At 64.5% G+C, this 24,196-nt stretch carries 29 protein-coding genes; 13 read left to right on the plus strand and 16 right to left on the minus strand.

Annotated features, from left to right (window positions below; genetic code table 11):
* Positions 1 to 84: 84 nt before the first annotated feature.
* The 7 genes from GGQ88_RS14190 to GGQ88_RS14220 all read right to left on the minus strand — a co-directional run bounded on the left by GGQ88_RS14190 (position 85) and on the right by GGQ88_RS14220 (position 5,508).
* On the minus strand, positions 85 to 546 hold the full coding sequence (locus GGQ88_RS14190; protein ID WP_183614103.1) for a DUF2721 domain-containing protein: 462 nt from the start codon (positions 544 to 546) through the stop codon (positions 85 to 87).
* 3 nt (positions 547 to 549) lie between these two features.
* Complete coding sequence (locus GGQ88_RS14195) at positions 550 to 1,368, minus strand: copper resistance protein B (RefSeq protein WP_183614104.1); 819 nt, start codon at positions 1,366 to 1,368, stop codon at positions 550 to 552.
* A 79-nt stretch (positions 1,369 to 1,447) separates the two neighbouring features.
* Complete coding sequence (locus GGQ88_RS14200) at positions 1,448 to 2,419, minus strand: copper resistance protein B (RefSeq protein ID WP_183614105.1); 972 nt, start codon at positions 2,417 to 2,419, stop codon at positions 1,448 to 1,450.
* Positions 2,416 to 4,188: a copper resistance system multicopper oxidase gene (locus GGQ88_RS14205; RefSeq protein WP_183614106.1), complete on the minus strand. Its 1,773-nt coding sequence runs from the start codon at positions 4,186 to 4,188 to the stop codon at positions 2,416 to 2,418. The genes GGQ88_RS14200 and GGQ88_RS14205 overlap by 4 nt, the downstream gene beginning before the upstream one ends.
* Positions 4,189 to 4,214: 26 nt before the next feature.
* Positions 4,215 to 4,778 (minus strand): RNA polymerase sigma factor, encoded by a 564-nt coding sequence (locus tag GGQ88_RS14210; protein ID WP_183614107.1) that lies wholly within the window; start codon positions 4,776 to 4,778, stop codon positions 4,215 to 4,217.
* An 8-nt stretch (positions 4,779 to 4,786) separates the two neighbouring features.
* The gene (locus GGQ88_RS14215; RefSeq protein ID WP_183614108.1) at positions 4,787 to 5,227 is read right to left on the minus strand and encodes a periplasmic heavy metal sensor; all 441 of its coding nucleotides are present in this window, start codon (positions 5,225 to 5,227) and stop codon (positions 4,787 to 4,789) included.
* On the minus strand, positions 5,227 to 5,508 hold the full coding sequence (locus GGQ88_RS14220) for a hypothetical protein (protein WP_183614109.1): 282 nt from the start codon (positions 5,506 to 5,508) through the stop codon (positions 5,227 to 5,229). The genes GGQ88_RS14215 and GGQ88_RS14220 overlap by 1 nt, the downstream gene beginning before the upstream one ends.
* A 151-nt stretch (positions 5,509 to 5,659) precedes the next feature.
* On the opposite strand from GGQ88_RS14220, the gene copC reads away from it, so the two are divergent.
* The 4 genes from copC (at position 5,660) to fghA (ending at position 8,234) form a co-directional block, all read left to right on the plus strand.
* A complete protein-coding gene (copC, locus tag GGQ88_RS14225) occupies positions 5,660 to 6,037 on the plus strand; it encodes a copper homeostasis periplasmic binding protein CopC (RefSeq protein WP_183614110.1) in 378 nt (125 codons plus the stop codon).
* 8 nt (positions 6,038 to 6,045) lie between these two features.
* Positions 6,046 to 6,912, plus strand: coding sequence for a copper homeostasis membrane protein CopD (gene copD, locus GGQ88_RS14230; protein ID WP_183614111.1), 867 nt, complete (start codon positions 6,046 to 6,048; stop codon positions 6,910 to 6,912).
* 105 nt (positions 6,913 to 7,017) lie between these two features.
* Complete coding sequence (locus GGQ88_RS14235) at positions 7,018 to 7,389, plus strand: VOC family protein (protein ID WP_183614112.1); 372 nt, start codon at positions 7,018 to 7,020, stop codon at positions 7,387 to 7,389.
* A 5-nt stretch (positions 7,390 to 7,394) separates the two neighbouring features.
* The gene (gene fghA, locus GGQ88_RS14240) at positions 7,395 to 8,234 is read left to right on the plus strand and encodes an S-formylglutathione hydrolase (RefSeq protein ID WP_425490451.1); all 840 of its coding nucleotides are present in this window, start codon (positions 7,395 to 7,397) and stop codon (positions 8,232 to 8,234) included.
* A 130-nt stretch (positions 8,235 to 8,364) separates the two neighbouring features.
* Here the strand turns inward: fghA and nusB are convergent, their stop codons facing one another.
* The 3 genes from nusB to hisG are packed head-to-tail and all read right to left on the minus strand — an operon-like array spanning position 8,365 to position 10,768.
* Positions 8,365 to 8,811 carry a transcription antitermination factor NusB gene (gene nusB / locus GGQ88_RS14245; RefSeq protein ID WP_183614114.1) on the minus strand — a complete coding sequence of 149 codons (447 nt, stop codon included), beginning with the start codon at positions 8,809 to 8,811 and terminating at the stop codon, positions 8,365 to 8,367.
* Positions 8,808 to 10,097, minus strand: coding sequence for a histidinol dehydrogenase (gene hisD / locus GGQ88_RS14250; RefSeq protein ID WP_183614309.1), 1,290 nt, complete (start codon positions 10,095 to 10,097; stop codon positions 8,808 to 8,810). The genes nusB and hisD overlap by 4 nt, the downstream gene beginning before the upstream one ends.
* Positions 10,097 to 10,768 (minus strand): ATP phosphoribosyltransferase, encoded by a 672-nt coding sequence (hisG, locus tag GGQ88_RS14255; RefSeq protein WP_183614115.1) that lies wholly within the window; start codon positions 10,766 to 10,768, stop codon positions 10,097 to 10,099. The genes hisD and hisG overlap by 1 nt, the downstream gene beginning before the upstream one ends.
* 42 nt (positions 10,769 to 10,810) lie before the next feature.
* Here hisG and GGQ88_RS14260 point away from each other — a divergent pair, with 42 nt between their 5' ends.
* Complete coding sequence (locus GGQ88_RS14260) at positions 10,811 to 11,863, plus strand: DUF2332 domain-containing protein (protein ID WP_183614116.1); 1,053 nt, start codon at positions 10,811 to 10,813, stop codon at positions 11,861 to 11,863.
* 6 nt (positions 11,864 to 11,869) lie between these two features.
* Here GGQ88_RS14260 and GGQ88_RS14265 read toward each other — a convergent pair whose 3' ends face one another.
* The 5 genes from GGQ88_RS14265 to GGQ88_RS14285 are packed head-to-tail and all read right to left on the minus strand — an operon-like array spanning position 11,870 to position 15,638.
* On the minus strand, positions 11,870 to 13,123 hold the full coding sequence (locus GGQ88_RS14265) for a low temperature requirement protein A (RefSeq protein ID WP_183614117.1): 1,254 nt from the start codon (positions 13,121 to 13,123) through the stop codon (positions 11,870 to 11,872).
* The gene (locus tag GGQ88_RS14270) at positions 13,116 to 14,000 is read right to left on the minus strand and encodes an alpha/beta fold hydrolase (protein WP_183614118.1); all 885 of its coding nucleotides are present in this window, start codon (positions 13,998 to 14,000) and stop codon (positions 13,116 to 13,118) included. Before GGQ88_RS14270 ends, GGQ88_RS14265 begins: the two co-directional genes overlap by 8 nt.
* Positions 14,001 to 14,020: 20 nt before the next feature.
* Positions 14,021 to 14,911, minus strand: a complete 891-nt coding sequence (locus tag GGQ88_RS14275) for a pirin family protein (RefSeq protein ID WP_183614119.1) — start codon at positions 14,909 to 14,911, stop codon at positions 14,021 to 14,023.
* Complete coding sequence (locus GGQ88_RS14280; RefSeq protein WP_183614120.1) at positions 14,908 to 15,360, minus strand: NUDIX domain-containing protein; 453 nt, start codon at positions 15,358 to 15,360, stop codon at positions 14,908 to 14,910. Before GGQ88_RS14280 ends, GGQ88_RS14275 begins: the two co-directional genes overlap by 4 nt.
* 5 nt (positions 15,361 to 15,365) lie before the next feature.
* A complete protein-coding gene (locus tag GGQ88_RS14285; protein WP_183614121.1) occupies positions 15,366 to 15,638 on the minus strand; it encodes a BolA family protein in 273 nt (90 codons plus the stop codon).
* Positions 15,639 to 15,678: 40 nt separating this feature from the next.
* Between GGQ88_RS14285 and GGQ88_RS14290 the strand changes: the two genes are divergently transcribed.
* On the plus strand, positions 15,679 to 16,269 hold the full coding sequence (locus GGQ88_RS14290) for a J domain-containing protein (protein WP_183614122.1): 591 nt from the start codon (positions 15,679 to 15,681) through the stop codon (positions 16,267 to 16,269).
* 269 nt (positions 16,270 to 16,538) lie between these two features.
* Complete coding sequence (locus GGQ88_RS14295; RefSeq protein ID WP_183614123.1) at positions 16,539 to 17,504, plus strand: adenylate/guanylate cyclase domain-containing protein; 966 nt, start codon at positions 16,539 to 16,541, stop codon at positions 17,502 to 17,504.
* A 131-nt stretch (positions 17,505 to 17,635) separates the two neighbouring features.
* Here the strand turns inward: GGQ88_RS14295 and GGQ88_RS14300 are convergent, their stop codons facing one another.
* On the minus strand, positions 17,636 to 19,219 hold the full coding sequence (locus GGQ88_RS14300; protein ID WP_343057235.1) for a phosphoenolpyruvate carboxykinase: 1,584 nt from the start codon (positions 19,217 to 19,219) through the stop codon (positions 17,636 to 17,638).
* Positions 19,220 to 19,472: 253 nt separating this feature from the next.
* On the opposite strand from GGQ88_RS14300, the gene GGQ88_RS14305 reads away from it, so the two are divergent.
* The 6 genes from GGQ88_RS14305 (at position 19,473) to GGQ88_RS14330 (ending at position 24,044) form a co-directional block, all read left to right on the plus strand.
* Positions 19,473 to 20,228 carry a response regulator transcription factor gene (locus GGQ88_RS14305; protein ID WP_183614310.1) on the plus strand — a complete coding sequence of 252 codons (756 nt, stop codon included), beginning with the start codon at positions 19,473 to 19,475 and terminating at the stop codon, positions 20,226 to 20,228.
* Positions 20,229 to 20,271: 43 nt separating this feature from the next.
* Positions 20,272 to 21,810, plus strand: a complete 1,539-nt coding sequence (locus GGQ88_RS14310; RefSeq protein ID WP_246386058.1) for a sensor histidine kinase — start codon at positions 20,272 to 20,274, stop codon at positions 21,808 to 21,810.
* A complete protein-coding gene (locus tag GGQ88_RS14315) occupies positions 21,807 to 22,232 on the plus strand; it encodes an HPr kinase/phosphatase C-terminal domain-containing protein (protein ID WP_183614126.1) in 426 nt (141 codons plus the stop codon). The genes GGQ88_RS14310 and GGQ88_RS14315 overlap by 4 nt, the downstream gene beginning before the upstream one ends.
* Positions 22,233 to 22,294: 62 nt before the next feature.
* Positions 22,295 to 23,212 carry an RNase adapter RapZ gene (rapZ, locus tag GGQ88_RS14320; RefSeq protein ID WP_183614127.1) on the plus strand — a complete coding sequence of 306 codons (918 nt, stop codon included), beginning with the start codon at positions 22,295 to 22,297 and terminating at the stop codon, positions 23,210 to 23,212.
* A 130-nt stretch (positions 23,213 to 23,342) separates the two neighbouring features.
* Complete coding sequence (locus GGQ88_RS14325; protein WP_183614128.1) at positions 23,343 to 23,747, plus strand: PTS sugar transporter subunit IIA; 405 nt, start codon at positions 23,343 to 23,345, stop codon at positions 23,745 to 23,747.
* Positions 23,748 to 24,044, plus strand: coding sequence for an HPr family phosphocarrier protein (locus GGQ88_RS14330; RefSeq protein ID WP_183614129.1), 297 nt, complete (start codon positions 23,748 to 23,750; stop codon positions 24,042 to 24,044). It abuts the gene before it with no gap.
* The last annotated feature ends 152 nt before the right edge of the window (positions 24,045 to 24,196 follow it).

Raw genomic sequence — 24,196 nt, forward strand, 5'->3', positions numbered from 1 at the left:
GACCCCAGGCCGGATTGTCGATGGCTGGCATGCGACGGCCTGAGGCCCCCGCCTTCGCGGGGGAGCACAGAAAGACGTTGCTGGTCAAATCTTGCGTTCAAGCTCCAGCATTTCCTGCGGCAGGCGCAGGGAATTGGCAGCGATGCGGGTTTCGAGCAGCAGGTAGACCAGCGCCATCATCAATAGCACGATGGCGATGAAGAATGTGATGCCGGTAAGGTTGCGCAGGTTCAGCTCGGCCATCTCGCCGATGAACAGCGAGCCAACGGTAACACCGATGGCAAGACCCGACAGCACCAGCAGCAGCAGCGCGCGTCCGATCAGGTGGATGCGCCGGTCGACGTAGCGGATCTCGATCACCACGACGTCATGCGCAGTGCCCACCGTTTCGCCGTGCAGCTTCTGCAAGGTGCGTGAACGATCGACGATGCGACCGAGCCGCGTGGTCAGGATGTTCATGATGTTGCCGATGGCGACGAGCACGAATACCGGGGCCAGCGCCAGCTGAATGGTCTGGGCGATCACGCCGGTGTGGATGGGTGTCATGGGCTACTCCGAAACGGTGGCCGCCTGTCCTGCACGGGTGGTCCGGATGGAGCAAGATGCCACCGCGGCGGAGCCGCAAGATGCCACCGCGGCGCAGCGGCGATCAGGCCAGCAAGACGCCGATGCCCAGGCCGTGGCGGCGCCGATGATGACGCGATTAACGCTCGATCGGCCACCATCGGCAGTCGCGATCATCCTTGTCTTGCCGAGGAGCCGTTCGTGGATCGCACCTGCATAGGCTTCGAGGTGCGGGCCGAGCGACTTGCGGACACGGACCGCAGCCTGGATGTCAGTCACACCGGAGCCAACGCTTTCGTCGACAATGGTCTGCGCTGCCCAGTTGATATTGAGCCGCGGCTCGACCGTCACGCCATCGGATGCATCAATGCTGGCGAGCAGCTGCCCGCTGCCGATCAGATTTCCGTTCTCGGACAGGTAGAAGAAATGCTCGATCTCAAGCCATTCAACCGGCAGCACGACAAAGGCCGCAGAGACGTGCGCAAGGTCACTGCCTGGCCGAACATCCTGCCGCGCGCCGACCAGAGCGGTGAAGCTGTCGCTGAAATTGTGCACGTACAACGCTTCGAGCTGGACGTTGTCGATCGTAGGGCCGACGTCGCTTCCGCCCGAAGCGCGTAGTTCGAAGCGATCGGTGTCCGATCCTGTCGAAATCGCGCTGTCGAAGGTGAAGTGTTCGTCGCCATCGCCGACGTGGAGTTCGAACAGGTCGATCTCGGCCTCGATCGGATCGGCAAGCGCGGGCGACGACAATGCGGCCGCGGCGAGCGCACAAGCTGAAAGGGCTGCCTTGATCCTGTCCACGTTCGATGAGTAGCGTCAGGCAGGCGAGACGGAAATCCGAAGTTTCAGGTCTCCACGGAACACAATTGCGAAATGCAGCTCAGAACCAAGCACGAATGCCGAAGACCGCGCTGACTGCGGACGCTCCGTCGCCGTTCGCTCGCGCCCACCGAGCGGTCTGGCCAAGCTTGCGCTCCCAATGGACGCCGACATAAGGCGCGAATTCGCGGGCGACTTCATAGCGCAGGCGCGCGCCAAGCTCGACCTTCTCGAACCCCGCACCGATCCCGAGTTCAGGCACGTCCTGCGCCGCCGCGTCGATCTCGACCGAAGGCTGCAGGATCAGTCGCTGGGTCAGGCGCATGTCGTGTTCGGCCTCTAGCCGGAAATGCACGTCGCCCTTGTTCGAGATGAAGGCATGGGCACCGATTTCGAACCAGTAGGGTGCAAGGCCCTCGATACCGACGACGGCATACGTACGGTCCGGGCCTGCGGCGAAATCCTGCCGTGCGCCCAGTTCAAGGTTCCACCACGGATCGAGCGCGTGACGCCATGCTGCGCGGACTTCACCGGTTTCGAGGCTTTCACCGAATGCGCCTTCCCCCTCGGTTTCGAACGACAGACGATCGATGTCGCCGCCGACCCAGCCCATGACCTGCCAGGCATAGCCATCAAGGCCCTTGGCTGCCCGGTATTCAAGACGGTCGGCGATCAGCGCATTGCCGATGAAGCTGCCCTCGCGTGACAGGTCGGCGCGGGCGCGGGCCATGCGCGATGCGTCCCAGAAGGCATCGGCGGGATGGTCGGTTGGAACCGACGGCGCGGGTGCCGTGCCCACTTCGTCGCTGGAAGCTGGCTGCGCGCCGTGAGCAGAGTGGTCCATGCCCTGCATGGTGCCATCGGCCTGATCTGCGGACGTCGCGCTCATGTCATGGGCGGAGTGATCCATGCCGTCCATGCCCTGCATCTGGCTCATGTCGTGGCCGGCGTGCGGATCCTGCGCTTCTTGTGCAGCGAGGGGCGTTGCGATCAGGGCTGCACCGACGAGCAGCGCATTGCGAAGGGCCATCATGCCGCCGCTCCCTTGTCGGCGCGGACGGTGACGATGCGCATCATCCCGGCGTGCATGTGAAGCAGCATGTGGCAGTGGAACGCCCAGTCGCCCTCGGCATCTGCGGTCAGGTCGAAGCTCGCCTTGCCTCCGGGCAGCACGTTGACGGTGTGCTTGCGAGGCCGATTGCCTGGATCGCCCGTTACCAGTTCGAAGAAATGGCCGTGGAGATGGATCGGGTGCGGCATCATCGTGTGATTGATCAGGTTCACCCGCACGCGCTCTCCGGTGCGGAACGGGATCGGATCGGCCCCGCCCGAGATCGTCTCGCCATCGATCGACCACATGTAGCGTTCCATGTTTGCGGTCAGGTTCACGTCGATCTGGCGGGTGGGTTTGCGTTGGTCGGGGCTGGCTTCGCGTGAGCGGAGATCGGCGTACGTCAGCACGCGATGCTCTTCGTTCTCGAGCCCGGTGCCGCGATCGGCCAGACGGTCTGCCGGTGATGGCGAGATCGTGGCGACGCCCGGTCCCGGCTTCACTCCTGGTGCCAGCGACAAGTCGCGCATGTCCATCGAGTGCCCGGCCATGCTTTCGTTGGCGGGTTTGGACAGGTCGATCTCTCCGCCCGAACCCATGTCCATGCCTGCCATGTCCATACCCATGTCGCGCATGGTCAGGATCGGGCGCTGGCGCAGCTTGGGCACCGACCCGGTCATGCCGATCTGCGGCGCGAGCGTTGCACGGACAAGGCCTGACCGGTCGATGGCTTCGGCGACGATGCCGAACGCGGCGGCCTCAGTCGGTTGAACGATCACGTCGTAGGTTTCGGCGATACCGATCTGGAATTCGTCGGTCTCGATGGGCACGACGTTACAGCCGTCCGCCGCGACAACAGTCATCGGCAGGCCGGGGATGCGGAAGTTGAAGTTGGTCATGGCCGAGGCGTTGATGATCCGCAGCTTGATGCGCTCACCCGGAGCGAACAGCGCGGTCCAGTTGGCGGCGGTATCATGGCCGTTGATCAGGAACGAATAGGTCGCGCCGGTCACGTCCGAAATGTCGGTCGCGTCCATGCGCATCTTGGCCCATTCGAGGCGGTCTTTAAGGCTCTGGTCCTTGCCCGCGATCAGCCCGCCGACGGTCTGGCGCTGCCAGTTGAAGTAGCCGCCCATGGTCTTGAGCTTCTTGAGCTGGGGGTGCGGATCGATCGGGCTCCAGTCGGCGAGCATGAGCACGTATTCGCGGTCGAACAGCACGTTGTCAGGGGTGGCGGGGTCGATGACGATCGGGCCGTAAAGACCGACCGCTTCCTGCATGCCCGAGTGCGAATGGTACCAGAACGTGCCGGAATGCCGCACCGGGAACTCGTAAGTGAAGGTCTCGCCCGGATCGATGCCGGGGAACGATACGCCGGGCACGCCATCCATCTGGAAGGGCACTAGCAACCCGTGCCAGTGGATCGAGGACTGCTGCTTGAGCGTATTCGTCACCGCGATCCGGACGTTCTGACCCTCGCGCAAGCGGATCAGAGGAGCCGGGATCGTGCCGTTTACGGCGATGGCAGAGGCCGAGCGCTTGCCGACCGAATAGCGCGCATCGCCGATCGACAGCGCGATCGTCTCGCCCGACAGAGTGCCGCCGGTGTTGCGGCCGGCCATCGCACCCGAACCGCCGCCGCCATGGCCGGAATGTCCCGACTGGGCCCAAGCAGGAAACAGCGGGGTCAGCGCGAGCGCGCCCGTGCCCAACAGGATATGGCGGCGATTGAGTGTGAGGTTGTTGTCCATCAGTTGGGGATACGCATCGTGCAACGTTATCCCTCAAGCAATTCCGCCAATTTTTGTCGCGCACGATAGATCCGGACTTCCACTGCCTTTTCACTGAGGGACAGGATCGCGGCCGCTTCGGCCATGGACATGCCTTCGATGCGACAGAGGATGAGCGGAGCCTTGAGGCCCGACGGGAGGGCCGCAATCGCGGTGCCGATGCGATCGACCTCGCGGCGGGAAATGGCTTCGGCTTCGGGGTCTTGTCCGGTGTCCGCAACATCGGCTGCGTCTTCGAGCGGACGCGCCAGGCGGAACAGGCGACGCACGGTGCGGCGACGCGCCCAGTCACGGCATTTGTTGAGCGTGATCCGCAGGAGCCAAGTTCGGAAAGGGCGGGCGGGATCATAACGCACAAGGGCGGCAAAGGCAGCGATGAACGCGTCCTGCGTTATGTCGAGTGCCTCGCTCTCATCGCCGAGATGGTGCCGCGCAACGCGGTAGACCGCATCGCGATGGCGATCCATCAACGCGGTATAGGCTGCCTGCTGCCCGGCGATGGCGGCAGTGACCAGAGCAGGGTCGCTTGTCTCCGCCCCGGTTGCGGCCATGGCGTGGTTCAGCGTGCTTCGGGCGTGGTGAGCGCGCGCGCGATCTCACGGTCGAATATCGTGGCCTGTTCAGGCGCCAGAACGGCCCGCATGGCGAAGACGTGGGCGAGCGTTTCCTTCTGCAGATCACCCATGGCCATGTGCGACAGATCGACCGCGCTCGCGACTTTCGGACCGTATTGGTGTTCGCTCTCCATCGCGGCGGCAAGATCGGCATTGGCCTGACGCAGGCGCGCGTCGAGTGCAGTGCGACGCTGTGCAAATCCCGCTTCGAGCCGGTCGATCTGCGTCCGCTGGGCCGTCGTCAGATCGAGGTGGTCGTGCATCAGTTGGTGGAGCTCGCTGCCGCCGTGGTGCCGCATCATCAGGCCGCGTGAAAAGTGGCTGGCAGCAAGCGCGATCGCAGCGGCTAGCACGGCGACAAGGACGTAGCGCAGGGACTGGGTCATCAGTCTGTCAGCAGGTGCGACGGAGCGCCCGACGGCACGCCGAACAGGGGCTCTGCCTGTGCGGGCGTTGCCGGAGCGATCGAGCCGACGACGCCGACGACCGCCGCGATCCCGAGCGCCATCATCATGCCGCGTCGCGCCGTCCCGGCTTCGCGCCGGACGGCGAGGCCGTGCATGACGCCGTCACCGATCGCGGCGAGCGCGGGCGGCGCGGGTCTGGCGCGCAGGCCATCCAGAATGTCATCGAGGTCGGTCATCGGCGGGGCTGTCCTTGGTTCCACACAAGCTGGGATACGCACGCGACCTCAAAATCACTCATGCCGCGCTGCGCGCCAAGAAAAAACTTGAGGGATGGCCAGCCGGACTGCGTAATGCCAGTGGAGAGCTGCTTCACCAAGCGGCACAAGACCCCAGCTCCGAAAGGAAATTCTCATGCGTCGCCTTGCCCTGTTCGTCGCTCCTGCGCTTGCCATGCTTGCCCTGCCCGGTGCCGCATTCGCGCATCCAAAACTGCTTTCGTCAAACCCTGCCGCGGACACCGCCGTAGCCAAGCCGACCAAGCTGACGCTGACGTTTTCCGAAACGCTGGTCGCTCCGCTCTCGGGTATCGAACTGGTGATGACCGGGATGCCGGGCATGGCGAACCATGCGCCGATGCCGATAAAGGGTTTCGCCACGGCTGTTGCGGGCAAGGTCCTGACGGTGACTTTGCCGCGTGCGCTGCCAGCCGGAAGCTATCAGCTGAAGTGGCATGCGGTGGCCGGTGACCAGCACCGCATCGAGGGCCAGTACGCCTTTACCGTGCGTTGATTCCGGCGATGGAGCCGGCTGGCCTGATCGCTTCGCGTTTTGCCATGCTGGCAGCGTTGCTGCTGCTGGCGGGCCTGCCGCTCCATGCCATCACGCTAAAGAACAGATTTGAGTCTGCGTCCCCCCGCCGCCGCCTGGTGATGGGGGGACTGGCGTTTGTAGCCGCGGCCGCGTCGGTGTGGTGGGCGCTCGAAAGCGTCGCGGCGATGGCAGGGACGAGCCTGGCCACGCTCGACGAGCAGACTTTCACGGCCGTGCTTGCCGCAACGCCGCTCGGCGCGGTGATGACGTGGCGCCTGACCGCGCTCGCCGCCGTGATCATTGCGATGATCGTGCCCATCCGCGCCTTGCGCCATGTCGTGGCGGCTGTCGCGGGAGCGGTCGCTCTGGTGACGGCGGTGTGGACCGGCCATGCCGGTGCGAGCGAGGGCGCATGGGGGACGATACACCGCCTTGCCGATGCGGTGCATCTGCTTGCGGCGGCGACGTGGCTGGGCGCGCTGGCGGGGTTCGTGCTCGGGGCGTTTGCGGAAAGCTCGGTGGCAAAGACTCAGGCGCTTGCGGACTTCGCGCGAACTGGGAGCGTGGTGGTGGCGCTGCTGGTGCTGAGCGGGATAATCAACGCGTTGGCGATCACAGGCTGGCCGATGCCGCTATGGAGCGGGTGGAGTGCCTTGCTGGGGCTGAAACTTGGCCTGTTTGCGGCGATGTTGGCGCTGGCTGGCGTCAATCGCTGGCGCATCACCCCGGCGCTGAAGCGGGGCGAGCCGGGGGCACTGCCGCATCTGCGGCGGTCGCTGATGGTCGAGTTTGCGCTGGGTCTGGTCGTGGTGGGCATCGTTGCGCTGCTGGGCGTGCTGGATCCGTCGGCCTGACGCAGGCGCAATAGAGAAATCCCCACGCGGCGCTTGACCTGGGGTGCATTTGCCGAGCACATTGCAGATCGCAACCGAATGTCCTGGGTAAATGGAGAGTGCAGAATGTTCAGCCACGTTATGATCGGCAGCGACGATATCGCCGCGTCGAAAAAGTTCTACGATGCCACGTTCAAGGCGTTCGGCGGCCCCGAGGCGATCACCGATCCCAAGGGACGGCTGGTTTACCAGCACAACGGCGGCGTCTTCATCGTGACCCAGCCGATCAACGGCCAGCCTGCCTGCGGTGCCAACGGCGGCACGATCGGATTCAAAATGACCCCGGAACAGGCCGATGCGTGGCATGCAGCGGGCGTCGCTGCGGGCGGCACATCGTGCGAAGATCCGCCGGGACCGCGTGAGGGTTCGCCCTATTACCTGGCTTATCTGCGCGATCCGGCAGGCAACAAGCTGTGCGCGCTGGACGTGATTGCCTGATGCCGATCGAGACGGTTTCGACAGCCAAGGCGCATGGCGGCACGCTGGGCGTCTACAAGCATGACTCCGCCTCAACGGGGACGGGAATGACCTTTTCGGTCTTCCTGCCCCCACAGGCGGAGGTGGGTGGAAAGTTGCCCGTGCTGGTCTACCTTTCGGGGCTGACCTGCACCCACGCCAATGTGACTGACAAGGGTGAGTACCGCAAAGTCTGCGCGGAACTCGGCATCGTGTTCGTCGCGCCCGATACCAGCCCACGCGGCGAGGGCGTGGCGGACGATCCCGCTGGCGCTTACGATTTCGGGTTGGGTGCGGGTTTCTATGTCAACGCGACGCAGGAGCCGTTTGCCCGTCATTACCGGATGTGGGATTATATTGCGGACGAATTGCCTGCGTTGCTGGCGGCGAATTTCCCGGTCGATCTGGGCCGCATCGGTATTCTCGGACATTCGATGGGTGGCCATGGCGCACTGACGCTGGGGCTGACCTATCCTGACAGGTTCAAGTCGCTATCGGCCTTTGCGCCGATCGTTGCGCCGGGTCAGGTGCCGTGGGGGCACAAGGCGCTCGGCGGCTATCTCGGTGATGACCGGGCTGCGTGGCGGGCGCACGATGCGGTGGCGCTGATCGAGGATGGCAAGCGTCCGGCGGGCGCGGTACTGGTCGATCAAGGCGATGCGGATTCGTTTCTTATCGAGCAGTTGCGCCCCGAACTGCTGGTGGCGGCGTGCGAGGCGGCAGGCGTGGATCTGACGATGCGGCTGCAGCCGGGGTATGACCACAGCTACAACTTCATCTCGACGTTCATGGAAGACCATGTGCGTTGGCATGCGGCGCGGTTGTAGGTCGGAACAAGGGAGCCTTACCCCGGATCAAGTCCGGGGCGACGACCAATTATAGACCTGTCCAATTGGTTGCGAGCCTGTCGTCGAATCTCCGTCGCCCCGGACTTGATCCGGGGTGAGGCTACCCTTCTTAACGAACAGCCTTCGCCACGGCGTCCAGTATCCCGTTGACGAACTTCGCCTCGCGCTCATCGAAGAAGGCGTGCGCGACATCGACATATTCGCTGATCGCGGTGCCCACGGTAACATCGCTGCGCGCCATCAGTTCGTAAGTGCCTGCGCGCAGTATCTGAAGCATGGTCTTGTCGAGGCGGGGGATGGACCAGCCGTTGGCGAGCTTTGCGGTGATCGTGGCGTCGATCTCGTCCAGCCGCGCATAGACGCCGCGCACGACATCGTCGAAGAACGCGATGTCGGCCTTTGCGTATTCGACATCCTCGATCTCCGCGCCCAGACGGTGCTGGTGGAATTCGTCGAGCAGCAGGTGCAACTCGGTCTGCTCCATGTCGCGCTGGTATAGCGCCTGTACAGCGGCAAGGCGCGAGGCGGCGCGGGCCTGGCGGGAAACGCGGGTCATATGCCGAGCCTCAGTTCGATGGACCGGGCGTGGGCGGTCAGGCCCTCGGCTTCGGCAAGGGCGATGGCGGCAGGACCGATGGCGGCAAGCGCCTGATCGGTGCCCGCGATGAAGCTGGTGCGTTTCATGAAATCCAGAACGGAAAGGCCTGACGAGAAGCGCGCGCGGCGCCCGGTCGGCAGGACGTGGTTGGGACCGGCGATATAATCGCCGATCGCTTCGGGCGTGACGCGGCCGAGGAAGACGGAACCTGCGTGGCGGATCTGATCGAACAGGACCTCAGGATTGTCGGTCGCGATCTCGACGTGTTCGGCCGCCAGCGCATTGGCGAGTGCGGGCGCCTCGTCCAGCGAGTCGACGACGATGATTACCCCGTATGCATCCCAGCTGGCCTTGGCGATCTTTGCCTTGGGCAGCATTGCGATCTCGACGCCGATCATGTCGGCGACCTGATCGGCAAAGGCGGCATCGTCGGTGATCAGGATCGATTGCGCGACCGGATCGTGCTCGGCCTGACTGAGCAGGTCGACTGCGATCCATTGCGGATCGTTCTTGGCGTCGGCGATGACGAGAATTTCGGATGGCCCGGCGACCATGTCGATCCCGACCACGCCGAACAACTGGCGCTTGGCTTCGGCCACCCAGGCATTGCCCGGGCCGGTGATGACATCGACGGGCTTGATCGTTTTCGTGCCATGGGCGAGCGCGGCGATCGCCTGCGCCCCGCCGACGCGCCAGACTTCATCGACGCCGGCCAGGTGCGCGGCGGCCAGGACCAGCGGATTAACCTCGCCCTTGGGCGTGGGCGTCATCATCACCAGACGTTCGACGCCCGCGACGCGCGCCGGGATCGCGTTCATCAGCAACGACGAGGGATATGCCGCGCGCCCACCCGGCACGTACAACCCCGCACCATCGACCGCCCGCCAGCGCGCGCCGAGGCGCATGCCGATGGCATCGGTATAGTCGCGGTCTTCGGGCAATTGCGCTTCGTGGTAGGCGCGGATGCGTTGCGCGGCGAGCTCGAGCGCCGCGCGCAATTCAGGCTGGAGTGCGTCGAACGCCTCGCGGCAGTCTTCGAGCGGGATCTGCCAGTTACCGTCTTCGGGCACGTGGCCGTCGAACTTCTCGGTATATTCGGCCAGTGCCTCGTCACCGCGCAGGCGCACATCCTCGATGATCGTCTGGACATCGCGCGCGACGCTTTCGTCACTTTCGCGGCGGTCGCGCACGATGCGGGCGAAGTCGCGGGCGAAACCCGGGTCACTGGAGCGCAGGCGCTGCATCACGCAGCCTTCCGTGCGGCGACCATCGTGCGGAACGCATCGACGAGCGCGCCCATCCGGGCGCTGTCGGTCTTCAACGCCGCACGATTGACGATCAGGCGGGCCGATACGGGCATGATCCCGCTAGTCTCGACCAAGCCATTGTCCTTGAGCGTGCGCCCGGTCGAAACGAGATCGACGATACGGCTGGCAAGGCCGAGCGAGGGGGCAAGCTCCATCGCGCCGTTCAGCTTGACGACCTCGGCCTGGACGCCAAGCTTTTCGAAGTGGCGGCGGGTGATGTTGGGGTATTTGGTGGCGACGCGCGCGTGGCTTTCGCGCGCATTGGCTCCGCTTTCGACCGCGGCGACAGGTTCCGCCACCGACAGGCGGCAGTGGCCGATGTCGAGATCGACCGGCGCGTAGAGGTCGGCATAGTCGAATTCGTCGATCACGTCCGATCCGACGATGCCCGCGTGTGCGGCGCCGTGCGCAACGAACGTGGCGACGTCGAACGCGCGGACGCGGATGATCTTCACGTCGGGCCGATTGGTCGCGAACGACAGCGCGCGCGAACTCTTGTCGAAGAAGTCGGCGTCGGGCACGATCCCGGCCTGCTCAAGCAGAGGCAGGGCCTCGTCGAGGATGCGGCCCTTGGGCAGGGCGAAAACGAGCGATGCGGCGGTGGACATAACCCGCCGCCCATATGGCAGGGCAGCGCAAAGGGCAACCGAATGAACCCGATCATGGAGACAGGCGACGTCGCAAAAGCCATCGAATGGCAGGCAGACCACGCCACCAACAACGGCGCGCCCTGCACTGGACGGGTTGTTCGTGGGCAACTGGCGTTGCTCGATAGCGCCACAGGGGTGGGACGGCGACTCGCGAAATGGCCCGGCAAACCGTTGGAAGATGCCTTGCCACTGCGGCTGGCGGGAGGGTTTCACCATCTCGTCCTGACCGGCGCGGACTTGCGATTGGCGCCGGTCTATCGCGGCGAGGTGACAGATCAGGGTGAGGTCGATGCGCTCGTCGTGGGTGCGACGCGCGATCATGATGCCGCACTGCTGCCGTGGCTCGATGGTCCGCCGCAGACCAACGAGGCGGGGCGCTCAGCATCTATCATGGCGGCGCTGCTCTGGCTGTCGCCGCGCGTCGGACCGAAGTTCGAACTGAACGAACTCGGCGCGAGTGCGGGCGTCAACACGATGATGGAGCGTTTCTTCTTTGATCTTGGCGGGACGACGGCGGGGCCTGAAGATTCGCCGATGCGGATCGTGCCCGAATGGCGCGGGGGGCCTCCGCCGCAAGCGCCGGTGGAGATTGTGTCGATCCAGGGCTGCGACCGTGCGCCGGTAAGCCTTGCCGATACGGATCAAGCGCTGCGGCTCAAATCCTATGTCTGGGCCGAAGTGACCGATCGGATCGCACGGATCGACGCAGCGATCGCGCTGGCCGCCGAGCGCGCGCCGGATGTCGTGCAGATGGACGCGGCTGCGTGGGTCGAGCAACGGCTTGCCGCAGCCCAGGCCGACGATACCACCCGCGTTTTCTTCCACTCCATCGTCTGGCAATACCTCCCTCCCGAGACGCGGGCGCGGATCGAGACGGCGATGGCCGAAGCGGGCGCCCGTGCAGACACCGCAAGACGGCTCGCGTGGGTCATGCTTGAAACCAACCGCCAGACGTTCCGCCATGAACTGACCGTGCGGTACTGGCCGGGTGGCGGAGAAGCGGTCTTGCTCGGCACGGCCCACGCCCATGGGGCATGGGTGGAGTGGCTCTGACGCGGTTCAGGCCGAGCGGGCGGACAGCCTTTCTAACCGTTCGCGCCAACCGCCATGGAATGAGCCCCATTCCCAGACCACCACGATAGCCAGGATCGCCACCGACAGCCCAACAAACGCCAGCGCGCTCGGCGGTCGAATAAGTGTCACGCCACCAAGTACAAGCAGCATGGCCACACCTGCCCCATGGCTGACCGGGAAATTGCCTCGCTTGCTGCTGAATCGTTTGAATGTGCCGATGCCGAGCACATAGACCAACAGGCCGATGCACTGGAACAGCACCAGTCTGGCGGGTGCTGCGCCTTCGGGGCGTTCCAGTAATATCGCATCGGCCACTGCCGTGATCACTATTCCCGCCACGATCGGCATATGCAGGTAGGTGTAGGCGTTGCGCGCCACGCGACCCGGTTCGGCGTGGTGTTCTATGTGATCGGCCCCGCGTGCAGCGCCGCGATCGAAGTAGATCCACCACATCAGCACCGAGCCGAGGAACGCGAAGAGGAACGCGAGCACCCGGCTCGCGTCCTGTTCGGACTGCGCGAAACTTGCCCCGGTCACGATGATGCCCTCGCCGAGCGCGATGATGACGAACAAGGCACAGCGTTCGGCCATGTGTCCGCCCGAAATACGCCATTCGGATGGATCGGACTTGCCAAGGCCGGGCACGCGATAGCCGACCGATGGGCCGGTATATTCGATGGTCAGAGCCGTCAGCCATAGACCGATGCGCCAGGCTGTGTCGTGGGCAAACGCGCCCGCTCCCCAGAACAATGCCGAAAGAACGAACCACGACAGGATCCGCGCCATGTTGATACCGCCGGCACGGTCGTCGCGGCCCATCGCCCAGACCATGAATGCGGTCCGGAAAATCTGCAGGCCACAGTAGCTGGCGGCAAAAATCAGGCCCAGGTCGTTTTTGCCGTGTCCGAACGCCTTGGGCAGGGCGACCGCCATGATCATGCTGGCAAGCATGACCATCAGCAGCACGAACCGCACCGGCACGCGCTCGGGATCGGCCCAGTTCGCAACCCATGTGGTGTACATCCAGGCCCACCACACTGCCAGAAACAGCACTACGCCTTCGGCAAGGCCTGCCCAGCCGGGGTGCATGAGCAGGAAGTGCGAAACCTGGGTGGTCGCAAAGACATAGACGAGGTCGAAAAACAGTTCGAGATAGCTGACCGGCGCATGCCCGCCGTCATGGTTGCGCAGCAGGGATTCGGGACTGCCGACAGGGCCGTCGGGTTTGGATTCAGGCAAGAAAGCGATCCAGCGCAGCGTTGACCTTGTCCGGCGCTTCCCATGGCACGAAATGCCCGCAGTCGTGAACTTGCGCGATGGTCAGGTTGGGGACCAGCTTGTCCATGCCGTCGAGGTTGCAAGGGGGCAGGGCCATGTCGTCCATCGCCCAGATCACCAGCGTCGGGATGGCGAGCGGGGGCAGCGGGGCGTCGGTGTAGCCTTCGGGCAGTGCGAATGGCGCGTCCAGCGGCGGGACCGCCATCGGGCTGGCGCGATACCAGTTGAGCATGGCGATGGCATTGTCGGGGTTTGACCAATCCTTCAGCAGCGCGTCACGTTCTGCCTCTTCCATCACGGGCGAGCGCTTCCAGTCGAGTGCCTTCATCAGCAATGCGCCGAGGCCGTGCTCCCGCACCAGTGCATCGTTCCCGGTATCGCGGAAGGCACGCATGTACTGGCTGGCGGCGCGCTGCTGCGGGTCGGTCCATAACAGGCGCGGGAAGATGACGGGGTGCGGCGCGTTGGCGATGACTGCGCGGGTAACGCGCGTGCCCTGGCCGAGCAGCGCCACGCCCCAGGCTATTGCGCCGCCCCAGTCATGGCCCAGGATGGTGAACTGCGCGACGCCCAGTGCATCGGCAAGCTGGAACACATCGCCGATCAGCTTGTCGGGCGTGTAGCTTGCTACGTCCTGCGGGGCGGACGAGCCGCGATAGCCGCGCTGGTCGGGCGCGATGCAGCGGAAGCGGGCCGAAAGGTGCGCGATCTGGTGACGCCATGTGCGGTGGCTTTCAGGAAAGCCGTGGAGGAAGATCAGCGCGGGGGCGTCTTTCGGGCCGGTGTCCCACACATCGAGCTCGATCCCGCTGGCGAGCGTCACGCGTGTCATGTCCATGCTCTCTCTCCCGTCTTTTATCAGGGATAGCTGACCGTCGTCGCGACGCGAGGCAAGGGAATAAATTCCAGGTCGTCCCCGGGCACTTTGGGAAAGCGGCCTTCCTGCCAGTCGTGTTTGGCCTGATTGATGCGTTCGCGGTCGGAGCTGACGAAGTTCCACCAGACGTGGCGCTTGGTGGTGAAGGCTTCTCCGCCCATCAGCATCACGCGGCCGCCGGTTTCGGAGGCCAGCGTCAGGACTGCGCCGGGAGCGAGGACTACGAGGTCGTAGGGGGCTAGCGCCACGCCGTCGATTGTGGCTTGGCCGCCCACGAGCATGATCGCGCGTTCGTCGGCCTCCGCGTCGATCGGGAGGGCGCCTCCGGGTGCGAGCACGATATCGGCGTAGATCGTGGCGGCGTGTTGTGTCGTAGGCGCGGTCTTGCCCCAGAGCGTGCCCATGATGACCGTGGCGCTGGCGCAGACGTCCTCGACCAGCGGCAGGCGGGTGATCTGTTCGAATGCGGGCGCGATTTCCTCTTGGCCGTCGGGCAGCGCGAGCCAGGTCTGCATGCCGTAGAGGTGGGGGCCGCCGGGGCGCTCGGTTGCGGGCGAGCGTTCGGAATGGACGATGCCGCTTCCTGCGGTCATCAGGTTGACCTGTCCGGGGCGGATCGTGGCGAAGGAGCCAAGGCTGTCGCGGTGATCGATCGCGCCTTCGAACAGCCAGGTGACCGTGGCGAGGTTGATGTGCGGGTGGGGGCGCACGTCCATCGCGGTACCCGGCGGCAGGTGGGCGGGGCCGAACTGGTCGACGAAGATGAACGGTCCGACCATCGTGCGCTGGCGCGAAGGGATCGCGCGGCGGACCTCGAATGCGCCGAGGTCGTGCGCGACGGGGGTGATGGTCTGGATGATCGGGTCGGTCATGAATTCGCTTCCTGGGCTAGCAGGTCGAGGATGTTCAGTGGGAACACGGGTTCCGGCCAGTTTGCCAGTTCCTCGCGCGTAAACCAGCGAAATTCCCTGATAAGTTCGCGCTCAATCGCGGTGTGGCCGGTGGTATCGGGAGTGAAGTTGCGGGTAATGACGCGGAAAAAGCGCTCGTCGGAGGTGATCGGCTCCCCTGCGAGCGTGAGGTAATCGTCAGCACGGCGGGCGACTTCGGGGCCGCAGGTTTCCACGACAAGTCCGGTTTCCTCGAACAGTTCGCGCAACCCCGCGCTGTGGAAGTCCTCACCGGGATCGCATTCTCCGCCGACGCCGCACCAGAACGGGCGGCGATCGGCCGGGGCAAAGCGAATGAGCAGGAGGCGGTCGTGCTCGTCCATCAGGAGGATGCGGGCGGCGCGGCGGATGCGGCGCGGCCCGTCACTCACGAGCGTCACTCACCTGGTGCACGGGCCTTTATCGCGAGCGCGTGGACGCGCGTCCCTGGCATGTCGCCCAAGGCCTTGTTGACCATGCGCTGCCGGTTGAGGCGCGATTCGCCGGTGAAGGCTGCGGCCTCGATCTCGACCGTGAAGTGCGATTCCCCGGTGCCGTCGTCGCCCATGTGGCCCGAATGGCTGGCGCTGTCGTTGATTACCGCGAGGCGAGTGGGGGCGAATGCCTGCGTGAGCAGTCGTTCGATTTCCCGTGCAATTGGTCCTGTCATGTCTTCCCTTCTAGCCGCTCCGTCGCCATGTGGAAGCGGCATGCGTAATGACAAGTTTCACGGTCGCGTCCAGAGCGATGGGCGAATTTGCAACGCTCCGGGTTGTGATGAGCCCGGAGAGTTCAGGGCTCCGGGCATCCGTACCTCGGGGTTTGATGGGCCGGGCGATTATCGCTGGTTCTGCCTCGACCACGTGCGCCAGTTCAATTCGGGCTATGATTTCTTTGCCGGAATGACAGCCGACGAGATCCTTGCCGCGCAGTCGCCGCTGGCGGGGTGGGAACGTGAGACGCGGGCGTTCCGTGCCGACGCCGGGATCGACTCTGCCCCCCGCTGGAGCGATTTTACCGATCCGCTCGAAGCCATTTCGGCGCGGGCGCGAGCCCGCCGGTCGGATCACGTGCGGGCAGCCCAGGCCGCGCGGCGGGGAATCAGTCCCGACGAACGCAAGGCCTATGATGTGCTGAATCTCGACTATGGCGCCGACCGCCGGGCGCTGCGTAGCCGTTATTCCGCATTGGTTCGGCAATATCATCCTGACCGCAATGGCGGTGACCGGAGCCACGAGGGCCGCTTGCAGGAAGTGGTCGAGGCTTACAACCTGCTCAAGGCAAGTGCGCCATTCGCTTGATATGCCCGGGAATATGAGCCGCCTGTTATCGCAGCGTGCTTACCTGTGGCGAAAAGTATTGCGTGTCGGGCGTCACAGTATTGCATAGTCCCGGTATGCCATTCTTGCGCGCAAAGGTGCCGAATGGGCGGCAAGGTATACCGCAATGTTGCCGATTCGGCTGCGAAATGCCATGTCGTGCGGATAATCAAGCGAACTAGCCGGCAGGTGGGGCCGGTTGACGCGATAATCGGAGCGCATCAGATTTTGTCTGCCTTGGGGGGTGGCCGTTGAACGCCGAAGATTGCGATACGTTTCTGCGCGTGGAATTGTTGGGACAAGCCAGCGAAATCCCGATTGCTCGGCTGGGCATCTGCGGATTTGGCAGAGCCGCGTCCAACACCGTCGTTATCGACGACAGCCTCGCCTCGCGCGAGCATGCGATCATCCGCCGCAACGCCACCGGCCACTGTATTCTCAACGATCTGGGCAGCACCAACGGGACCTGGCTCAACGGTCGCCCGGTGCAATCGCCGACGCAGCTGAAATCGGGTGACAAGGTCCAGATCGGCCGGCACGTGCTCGAATTCGTCCAGACGATGGTGCCTGTCGAACTGCCGGACCCAATGGCCGGACGCACGCAGTTCTTCATGGACAAGCAATTGGTCAGCGCAGTGGTGATCGACATCCGCGGCTTTACCAAGTTGTCCGCCGACATGGGGGAGCAGGCGATCGGGGCGATGATGTCCGACATTAATCGCGAGGCGGGCCGGGTGCTCGACGCGGCGGGAGTGTGGTCGACCAAGTTCATCGGCGATGCAATTCTGGCGCTGTGGGTGCACCCCGCGAATGCCATCGGACGGCGCGACGTGGTTACCGTGCTCGACGTGATCAGCAGCTATCAGGAAATATTCCGCTTGGCGGAGCGCCAGCACCAGCCACCCCGCCCGTTGCGCTTCGGCTGCGGATATAACGTCGGGATGGCCACGATCGGCAATATCGGAAGCAGCGGCGCGGCCGATTTCACCGCGATGGGCGAGGCCGTGAACATCGCGTTCCGGCTGGAGACGGGGACCAAGGATTCGGGCTGCGACATCCTGATCGCGCAGGAAGTGTTCCGATCACTGGCCGATGTACGCTTTCATCCAGAGCCGATGATCGATGTCGATCTGAAGGGCTATGCGCACCCGACGGTTGCCTATCCGCTGAACTTCAGCGGGACCGGGCCGTTCATCGAGGCGCTGCTGTCGGCCTGAACCTGACGCCTGTTGGCGTTCCAAAGGACACTCGCCGTTGCGAGCGGAGCGAAGCAATCCAGAGCGGCTGTGCGCCAGGCTCTGGATTGCTTCGTCGCTACGCGCCTCGCAATGACGAGGCTAGCAAGCGCTTACGCCGTGACCGGTGCCGCGTCGCGAACCGACTGGTCGACGTGGTCGGCGAACTGCTGGAAATTGTCGACAAACTTGCGCACCAGTTCCTGCGCAGTCTTGTCGTATTCCTCACCATCGGCCCATGCGCCGCGCGGATCGAGGAGGCGGGTTTCGACGCCCGGCACTTCGACCGGCACTTCGAAGCCGAAGTTGGGGTCTTTCTTGAAGGTCGCGTTGTTGAGGCTGCCATCGAGCGCGGCGTTGAGCAGCGCGCGGGTGGCCTTGATCGGCATGCGCTTGATGCCTTCCTGCGTGGCCTTGCCGCCCGACCAGCCGGTGTTGACCAGCCAGCACTTCACGCCGCCCTTGGCAATCCGCTCCTTGAGCAGGTTGCCGTAGATCGACGGGTGGCGCGGCATGAACGGCGCGCCGAAGCAGGTGGAGAAGGTGGCTTCCGGCTCGGTCACGCCGATCTCGGTCCCGGCAACGCGCGCGGTGTAGCCCGACAGGAAGTGGTACATCGCCTGATCGGGCGTGAGCCGCGCGATCGGAGGAAGTACGCCGTAAGCGTCGGCGGTCAGGAAGATGAGGTTGGTCGGGACCGGGCCGAGGTTCTTTTCCGACGAATTGGGAATGAAATCGATCGGGTAGGACCCACGGCTGTTTTCAGCCAGGCTCGCGTCGTCGAGGTCGATCGTGCGGGTGACAGGATCGATCACGACGTTTTCGAGCACGGTGCCGAAACGCTTGGTCGTGGCGAAGATTTCAGGCTCGGCCTCTTCCGAGAGGCGGATGACCTTGGCGTAGCAACCGCCTTCGAAGTTGAACACGGCGGTGTCCGACCAGCCATGCTCGTCATCGCCGATCAGCGTGCGCGAGGCGTCTGCCGAAAGCGTCGTCTTGCCGGTACCCGACAGGCCGAAGAACACGGCGGTGTCGCCCGCAGGACCCATGTTGGCCGAGCAGTGCATCGGCATGACGCCCTTGACGGGGAGCAGGTAGTTGAGAATGCCGAACACCGACTTCTTCATTTCACCGGCATAGGCGGTGCCGCCGATCAGGATCAGCTTCTCGGTGAAGTTGACCGCGACCACGGTTTCGCTGCGGCAGCCGTGACGCGCAGGATCGGCGCGGAAGGTCGGCAGGTCGATGATCGTGTATTCCGGCGCAAAGCTGGCGAGTTCGTCCGTCGTCGGGCGGACCAGCAGCGTGCGGATGAACAGGTTGTGCCAGGCAAATTCATTGATGACGCGCACGTTGACGCGGTTTTCAGGCTGGCTGCCACCGAACAGATCGGCGACGTAGAGCTTGTCCTTTTCGCCCAGCGCCTTGACGAAATCGGCCTTGAGCGCAGCAAAGTGTGCAGGCGTCATCGCGACGTTGGTCTTGCCCCACCAGACGGTGTTCTCGGTCTCGGCATCGAGGACGATAAACTTGTCCTTGGCGCTACGGCCGGTGTGCTTGCCGGTCTCGACGACCAGCGGCCCGTCGACCGAGAGCAGGCCTTCGCCATTGCGGATCGCGTGCTCGACCAGCGGCGCGGTGCCGAGGTTGGCAAACAATTCGGCCGGCTCGGGAAAACCCTGGCTGGAAAGAGACACGTTCAGGCGGGTATCGGACACTTCAGGCCTCCCGGTGGCAGCGCCGCTGCGGGGATTATCCCCGCTCGGCGAGCAGATACGAATACGAATGCGCGATTCTCCGATGGCGCATAGTAGCTGGGCTTTGCTGCGTCAAATGACACGCGGCAACGAAGATTTTTGCGCAGCAAGTTGCGCGCCTTGCAACTACCAATCGGGGGTCCGGTCGAGCATAAAGTTGCATGGCGCGATGGCTGCCGGTATCCACACGCTGATGGTCGAAACGCCAACCGAACGCACCGGCCCTTCCGATGACATTCGCGTCATCGCGCTCGTCGATGATGACCGCAATATCCTGACGACGGTGTCGATCGCGTTGCAGACCGAGGGTTATGCGACGCGCCTCTACAGCGATGGTGACGCAGCGTTGAAGGCGATGCTCGACAACCCGCCCGACCTGGCCGTGTGCGACATCAAGATGCCGCGTATGGATGGGCTGGAACTGCTGCGGCGGCTGCGAGAGAAAAGCGACATGCCGCTGATCTTCCTGACCAGCAAGGACGACGAGGCGGACGAGGCGTTCGGCCTGTCGATGGGCGCTGACGATTATATTGCCAAGCCGTTCAGCCAGCGGCTGCTGGTCGCGCGGATCAAGGCGATCCTGCGCCGCAGCGACATCGTGCGCCGCGAGGCCGAGGAAGAGGAGCAGACGGGTGAGCCGCTGCCCGAACCGATCCGCCGCGGACGTCTGGTGATGGACCCGGCGCGCCATGCGGTGACCTGGAACGGCGAGGCCGTTTCGCTGACAGTCACCGAATTCCTGATCCTCGAAGCGCTCGCCATGCGGCCCGGCGTGGTCAAGACGCGCAACCAGCTGATGGATGCGGCCTACCACGACGACGTGTTCGTCGATGACCGCACGATAGACAGCCACATCAAGCGCCTGCGCCGCAAGTTCCGTGCGGTCGATGGCAAGTTCGGCGCGATCGAGACCCTTTACGGTGCAGGGTACAGCTTTGGCGACGAGTGACGATGATCCGCCCCCGCACCCGACACTACCGCGCCGTCCGCGCCTGGGGCGGCGCTGGCGTATTCGCGGGGTCTCGCTCACCACGCGCATCCTGTTCGTCAACGTCATCGCTCTGGCCTTGCTGGCGGGCGGCTTCTTTTATCTCGACAGCTACCGCGCGCAGTTGATCGCCGAGCGCTTCAAGCTGGCGCGCGCGGAGGCCGACATCGCGGCGGACGCTCTCGATGGATTGTCCGCCGAGCGCCGGGGGCAATTGCTGGCGCGGATCGGCACCGATCAGGTCTTGCGACTGCGTTTGTACGACGGGCGGGGGCGACTGGAGGCGGACAGCTTCACACTTGCGCCGCCCTCGTTTGCACTGATCGATCCCAATTCCGAGCCGTGGTACCAGCAGGCGGCGCGACTGCTCGACCGCGGCGTGGACTTCATCGTCAACGCGCCAACGGTCGAGCGATACAGCGATACCGCCGAACAGCCCGCAGGCAGCTGGCCCGAGATCCGCGCGGCGCGCGCTACCGGCCGCACCGAAGTGTTCCTGCGCTATGCCCCGGACCGCACGCCGGTGATCACCGCCGCAGCGCCGGTCGGCACGAAGGGCGAGGTACTGCTGAGCCTGCGCAACGCGCTCGACATCACGCAGTCCGTGCGCGATGCGCGCCAGACGCTGGTGATCATCATTGGCGTGGCGCTGCTGCTCTCGGTTCAGCTCTCGCTGTTCCTGGCGCGGACCATCGTCCAGCCGCTGCGCGCGCTGGTTCGCGCCGCGATCCGAGTGCGGCTCGGGCGCGAGCGCGAGGTCGTCGTGCCGCGCCTGCCCGATCGCGGCGACGAGATCGGATTGCTCGCCCGCGCCGTGTCCGACATGACCACCGCGCTGCGCCAGCGGATCGATGCGGTCGAGATGTTTGCGGCCGATGTCGCGCATGAGCTTAAGAATCCGTTGGCGTCGTTGTCGAGCGCGCTCGAGACGATGGAGCGGGTCGACGATCCCGCGTTGCGCCGCCAGCTTGCGGATATCGCCGCGCATGATGTCCAGCGCATCGACCGGCTGATCACCGAGATCGCCGACGCCAGCCGCATCGATGCGGAACTCAGCCGCGCGACGTTCTCGCAAGTCGATCTTGCGGGGCTCGCCGCGCAGATCGTCGGTGCTCGCGATGTGCGGGCAAGGGGCACCGCCCCGATCCATTTCCGCAACGCTGGTGGCAGCACGTTGGTCGCAGGCGATGCTTCGCGGCTGGAGCGCGTGCTCGAAAACCTGCTCGACAATGCGGTGTCGTTCTCACCGGCCGACGGCTCGGTTGAGGTCGTTGTCTGGGGTGACGATGAGACGGCGCATCTGAGCGTGAGCGATGACGGCCCCGGCATTCCTGCAAGCGAGCGTGAGAAGGTGTTCGAGCGGTTTCATTCCGTGCGCCCGACCGAAGAGGCGTTCGGCGCGCATAGCGGGCTGGGCCTGGCAATCGCCCGCACGATCGCCGAGGCGCACGACGGCACGCTGACCGTGACCGAGCGGCCATATGGCAAGCCCGGTGCGAGCCTCGAGTTGAGCCTGCCGCTCTTGCTGGAGGGCAGCGAGTGAGCATCGTTCGGCAGGCAGGATGCGTTGCGATCGGTGGGCGCGGCGTGCTGATCGAGGGGAAGCCGGGCTCGGGCAAATCGAGCCTGGCGCTCGCGCTGATCGATCGCGGAGCGGTGCTGGTGGGCGATGATGGCGTGGTGCTTGGTGTAACAGGCGGCAGGCTGATCGCCGCTCCGCATCCGCAAACGGCCGGCAAGCTCGAGGTGCGCAACGTCGGGCTGGTCGAGATGCCGACCTCGCCGCCGGTAGCGATTGCGCTGGTGATCCGGCTGGATGCCGAGGCTCCACGCTTTATCGATGCGCCCGAGGTTATCACGATCGAAGGGGTCGCGCTGCCGCTGGTGCGACTCTGGCCCGACAGTCCGGTTCTGCATCTGCGCGCGGAACTTGCCCTGCGGACGCATGGGTTGATACTTTCCTGATCCGGCACAAGTCGGTTTGCGGACTTTCCAACCCGCTTGCGAAAGCGCAAAGCATTGCAGCAATGCCGCAAGAGTCGAACATCCAGCGTATCCTGCTCGTTACCGGCCTGCTCGGCGCGGGCAAGACGACCGCGTTGCGCACGCTAGAGGATATGGGCTGGGAGGCGATCGACAACTTCCCGATCCGCCTGCTCGACCGCCTGCTCGAAACCGAGCCGGGTTCGGCCCGCAGCGAGCAGGCAGCGCCGATGGCGATCGGTTTCGACACGCGCACGCGCGGTTTCGATCCCAAGCGGACGATCGAGCTGGTCAAAAAACTGTCGCAGCGGCCTGATCTCCAGATCACGACGCTGTTTCTGGATTGTGCTGGCAGCGAACTGGAGCGCCGCTACAACGAGACCCGCCGTCGCCATCCGATGAGCGAGGACAAAGCGGCCGCGACCGGTATCGCGGCAGAGCGTGAATTGCTTGAGCCGTTGCGGCGCTGGGCCGACGTCGTGATCACGACCAGCAACTTTACCACCAACGATCTGCAGCAGGCGATTCGGAGCCAGTTCGGCAGCGAGGTTCCCGCTCCGACAACGCTCACGATCAGCAGTTTCGGCTTTTCGCGGGGAACACCGCCCTTGGCCGATCTGGTGTTCGACATGCGCTTTCTGGCCAACCCGCACTGGGTGGACGAATTGCGTCCGCAGACCGGGCGCGATGCTCCGGTGGGTGACTATATCCGGCAGGATCCGGCCTTTGACGAGGCTTTCTCGCGTATCCGCGACCTGCTGCTGTTACTGCTCCCGCGCTATCAGGAGCAGGGTAAGGCCTACGTCCACGTCGCGTTTGGCTGCACCGGCGGGAGGCATCGTTCGGTGTTCATGGGCGAGCAGATCGCTTCGGCCTTGCGCGATGCAGGATTTTCTCCCACATTGCTGCACCGCAACCTGGCGTCGCGAGCGGCTGACATGCTCGAAGGCGGCAAGGTGTGATGGGTGGGGCAGTTCTGAAAGCCATGCGTTTCGATTTTTCATCGGCTTGCACGCTGCACGTTCGTACCAAGCCTGCGTTCAGGCGCGTTGCGGTACAAAGCGCGGTTGCACTTCGGAGCCTGCCCGTTTCATGATCGGTCTCATCCTCGTTACCCACGGCGCACTTGCCGATGAATTCATCCACGCGATGGAGCACGTCGTCGGGCGGCAGACGGACGTCATCGGCGTCTGCATCGGCCCCAATGACGACATGGAAAAACGCCGCAAGGAAATCGCCGACGCGATCAAGCGCGTGAATAGCGGTGAAGGCGTGATCATCCTGACCGACTTGTTCGGCGGCACGCCTTCGAACCTGGCGATCTCGCTGATGCAGGCGGGCAAAGTCGAAGTGATTGCCGGGATCAACCTGCCCATGCTGATCCGGCTCGCCAAGGCGCGCAATTGCATGGGCGTCAAGGAAGCGACATCGGCCGCGCGGGACGCCGGCCGGAATTACATAACGATCGCTTCCGAATTTCTGGGGCAGGATGCGTGAATGTCTGATCAGCGTTACGTCACCCGCGAAACCGTGACGATCGTCAACCAGCGTGGCCTGCACGCGCGGGCGAGCGCGAAATTCGTCAACGCGGTCGCCAAGCTGCCGGATGGCATTGAAGTGACGGTTGGCAAGGACGGGACGGATGCCAACGGTGCCTCGATCCTCGGGTTGATGATGCTTGGTGCCGCCAAGGGCGATACGGTGGACGTGACTGTCACCGGGCCAGAAAGCGAAGCCGATGCGATCCTGATGAAGCTCACCGGGCTGATCAAGGACGGCTTTGGCGAAGACTGATCCGAATATCCGGCTTTTCCCCCAGCGCGGCCCGCGAACGGCCACTTGCTGTGCTTCCGGTGCTCACGACCCGAATGGTCGCTGCGCGCCGGTTCTCGAAAGTAGCCATTCTCGGCTCACGCTGAGGAAAAATCCGGGCATTCGGATGCTCC

Source organism: Novosphingobium hassiacum (assembly GCF_014196055.1).
In the GTDB taxonomy this organism is placed as follows: Bacteria; Pseudomonadota; Alphaproteobacteria; order Sphingomonadales; family Sphingomonadaceae; genus Novosphingobium; species Novosphingobium hassiacum.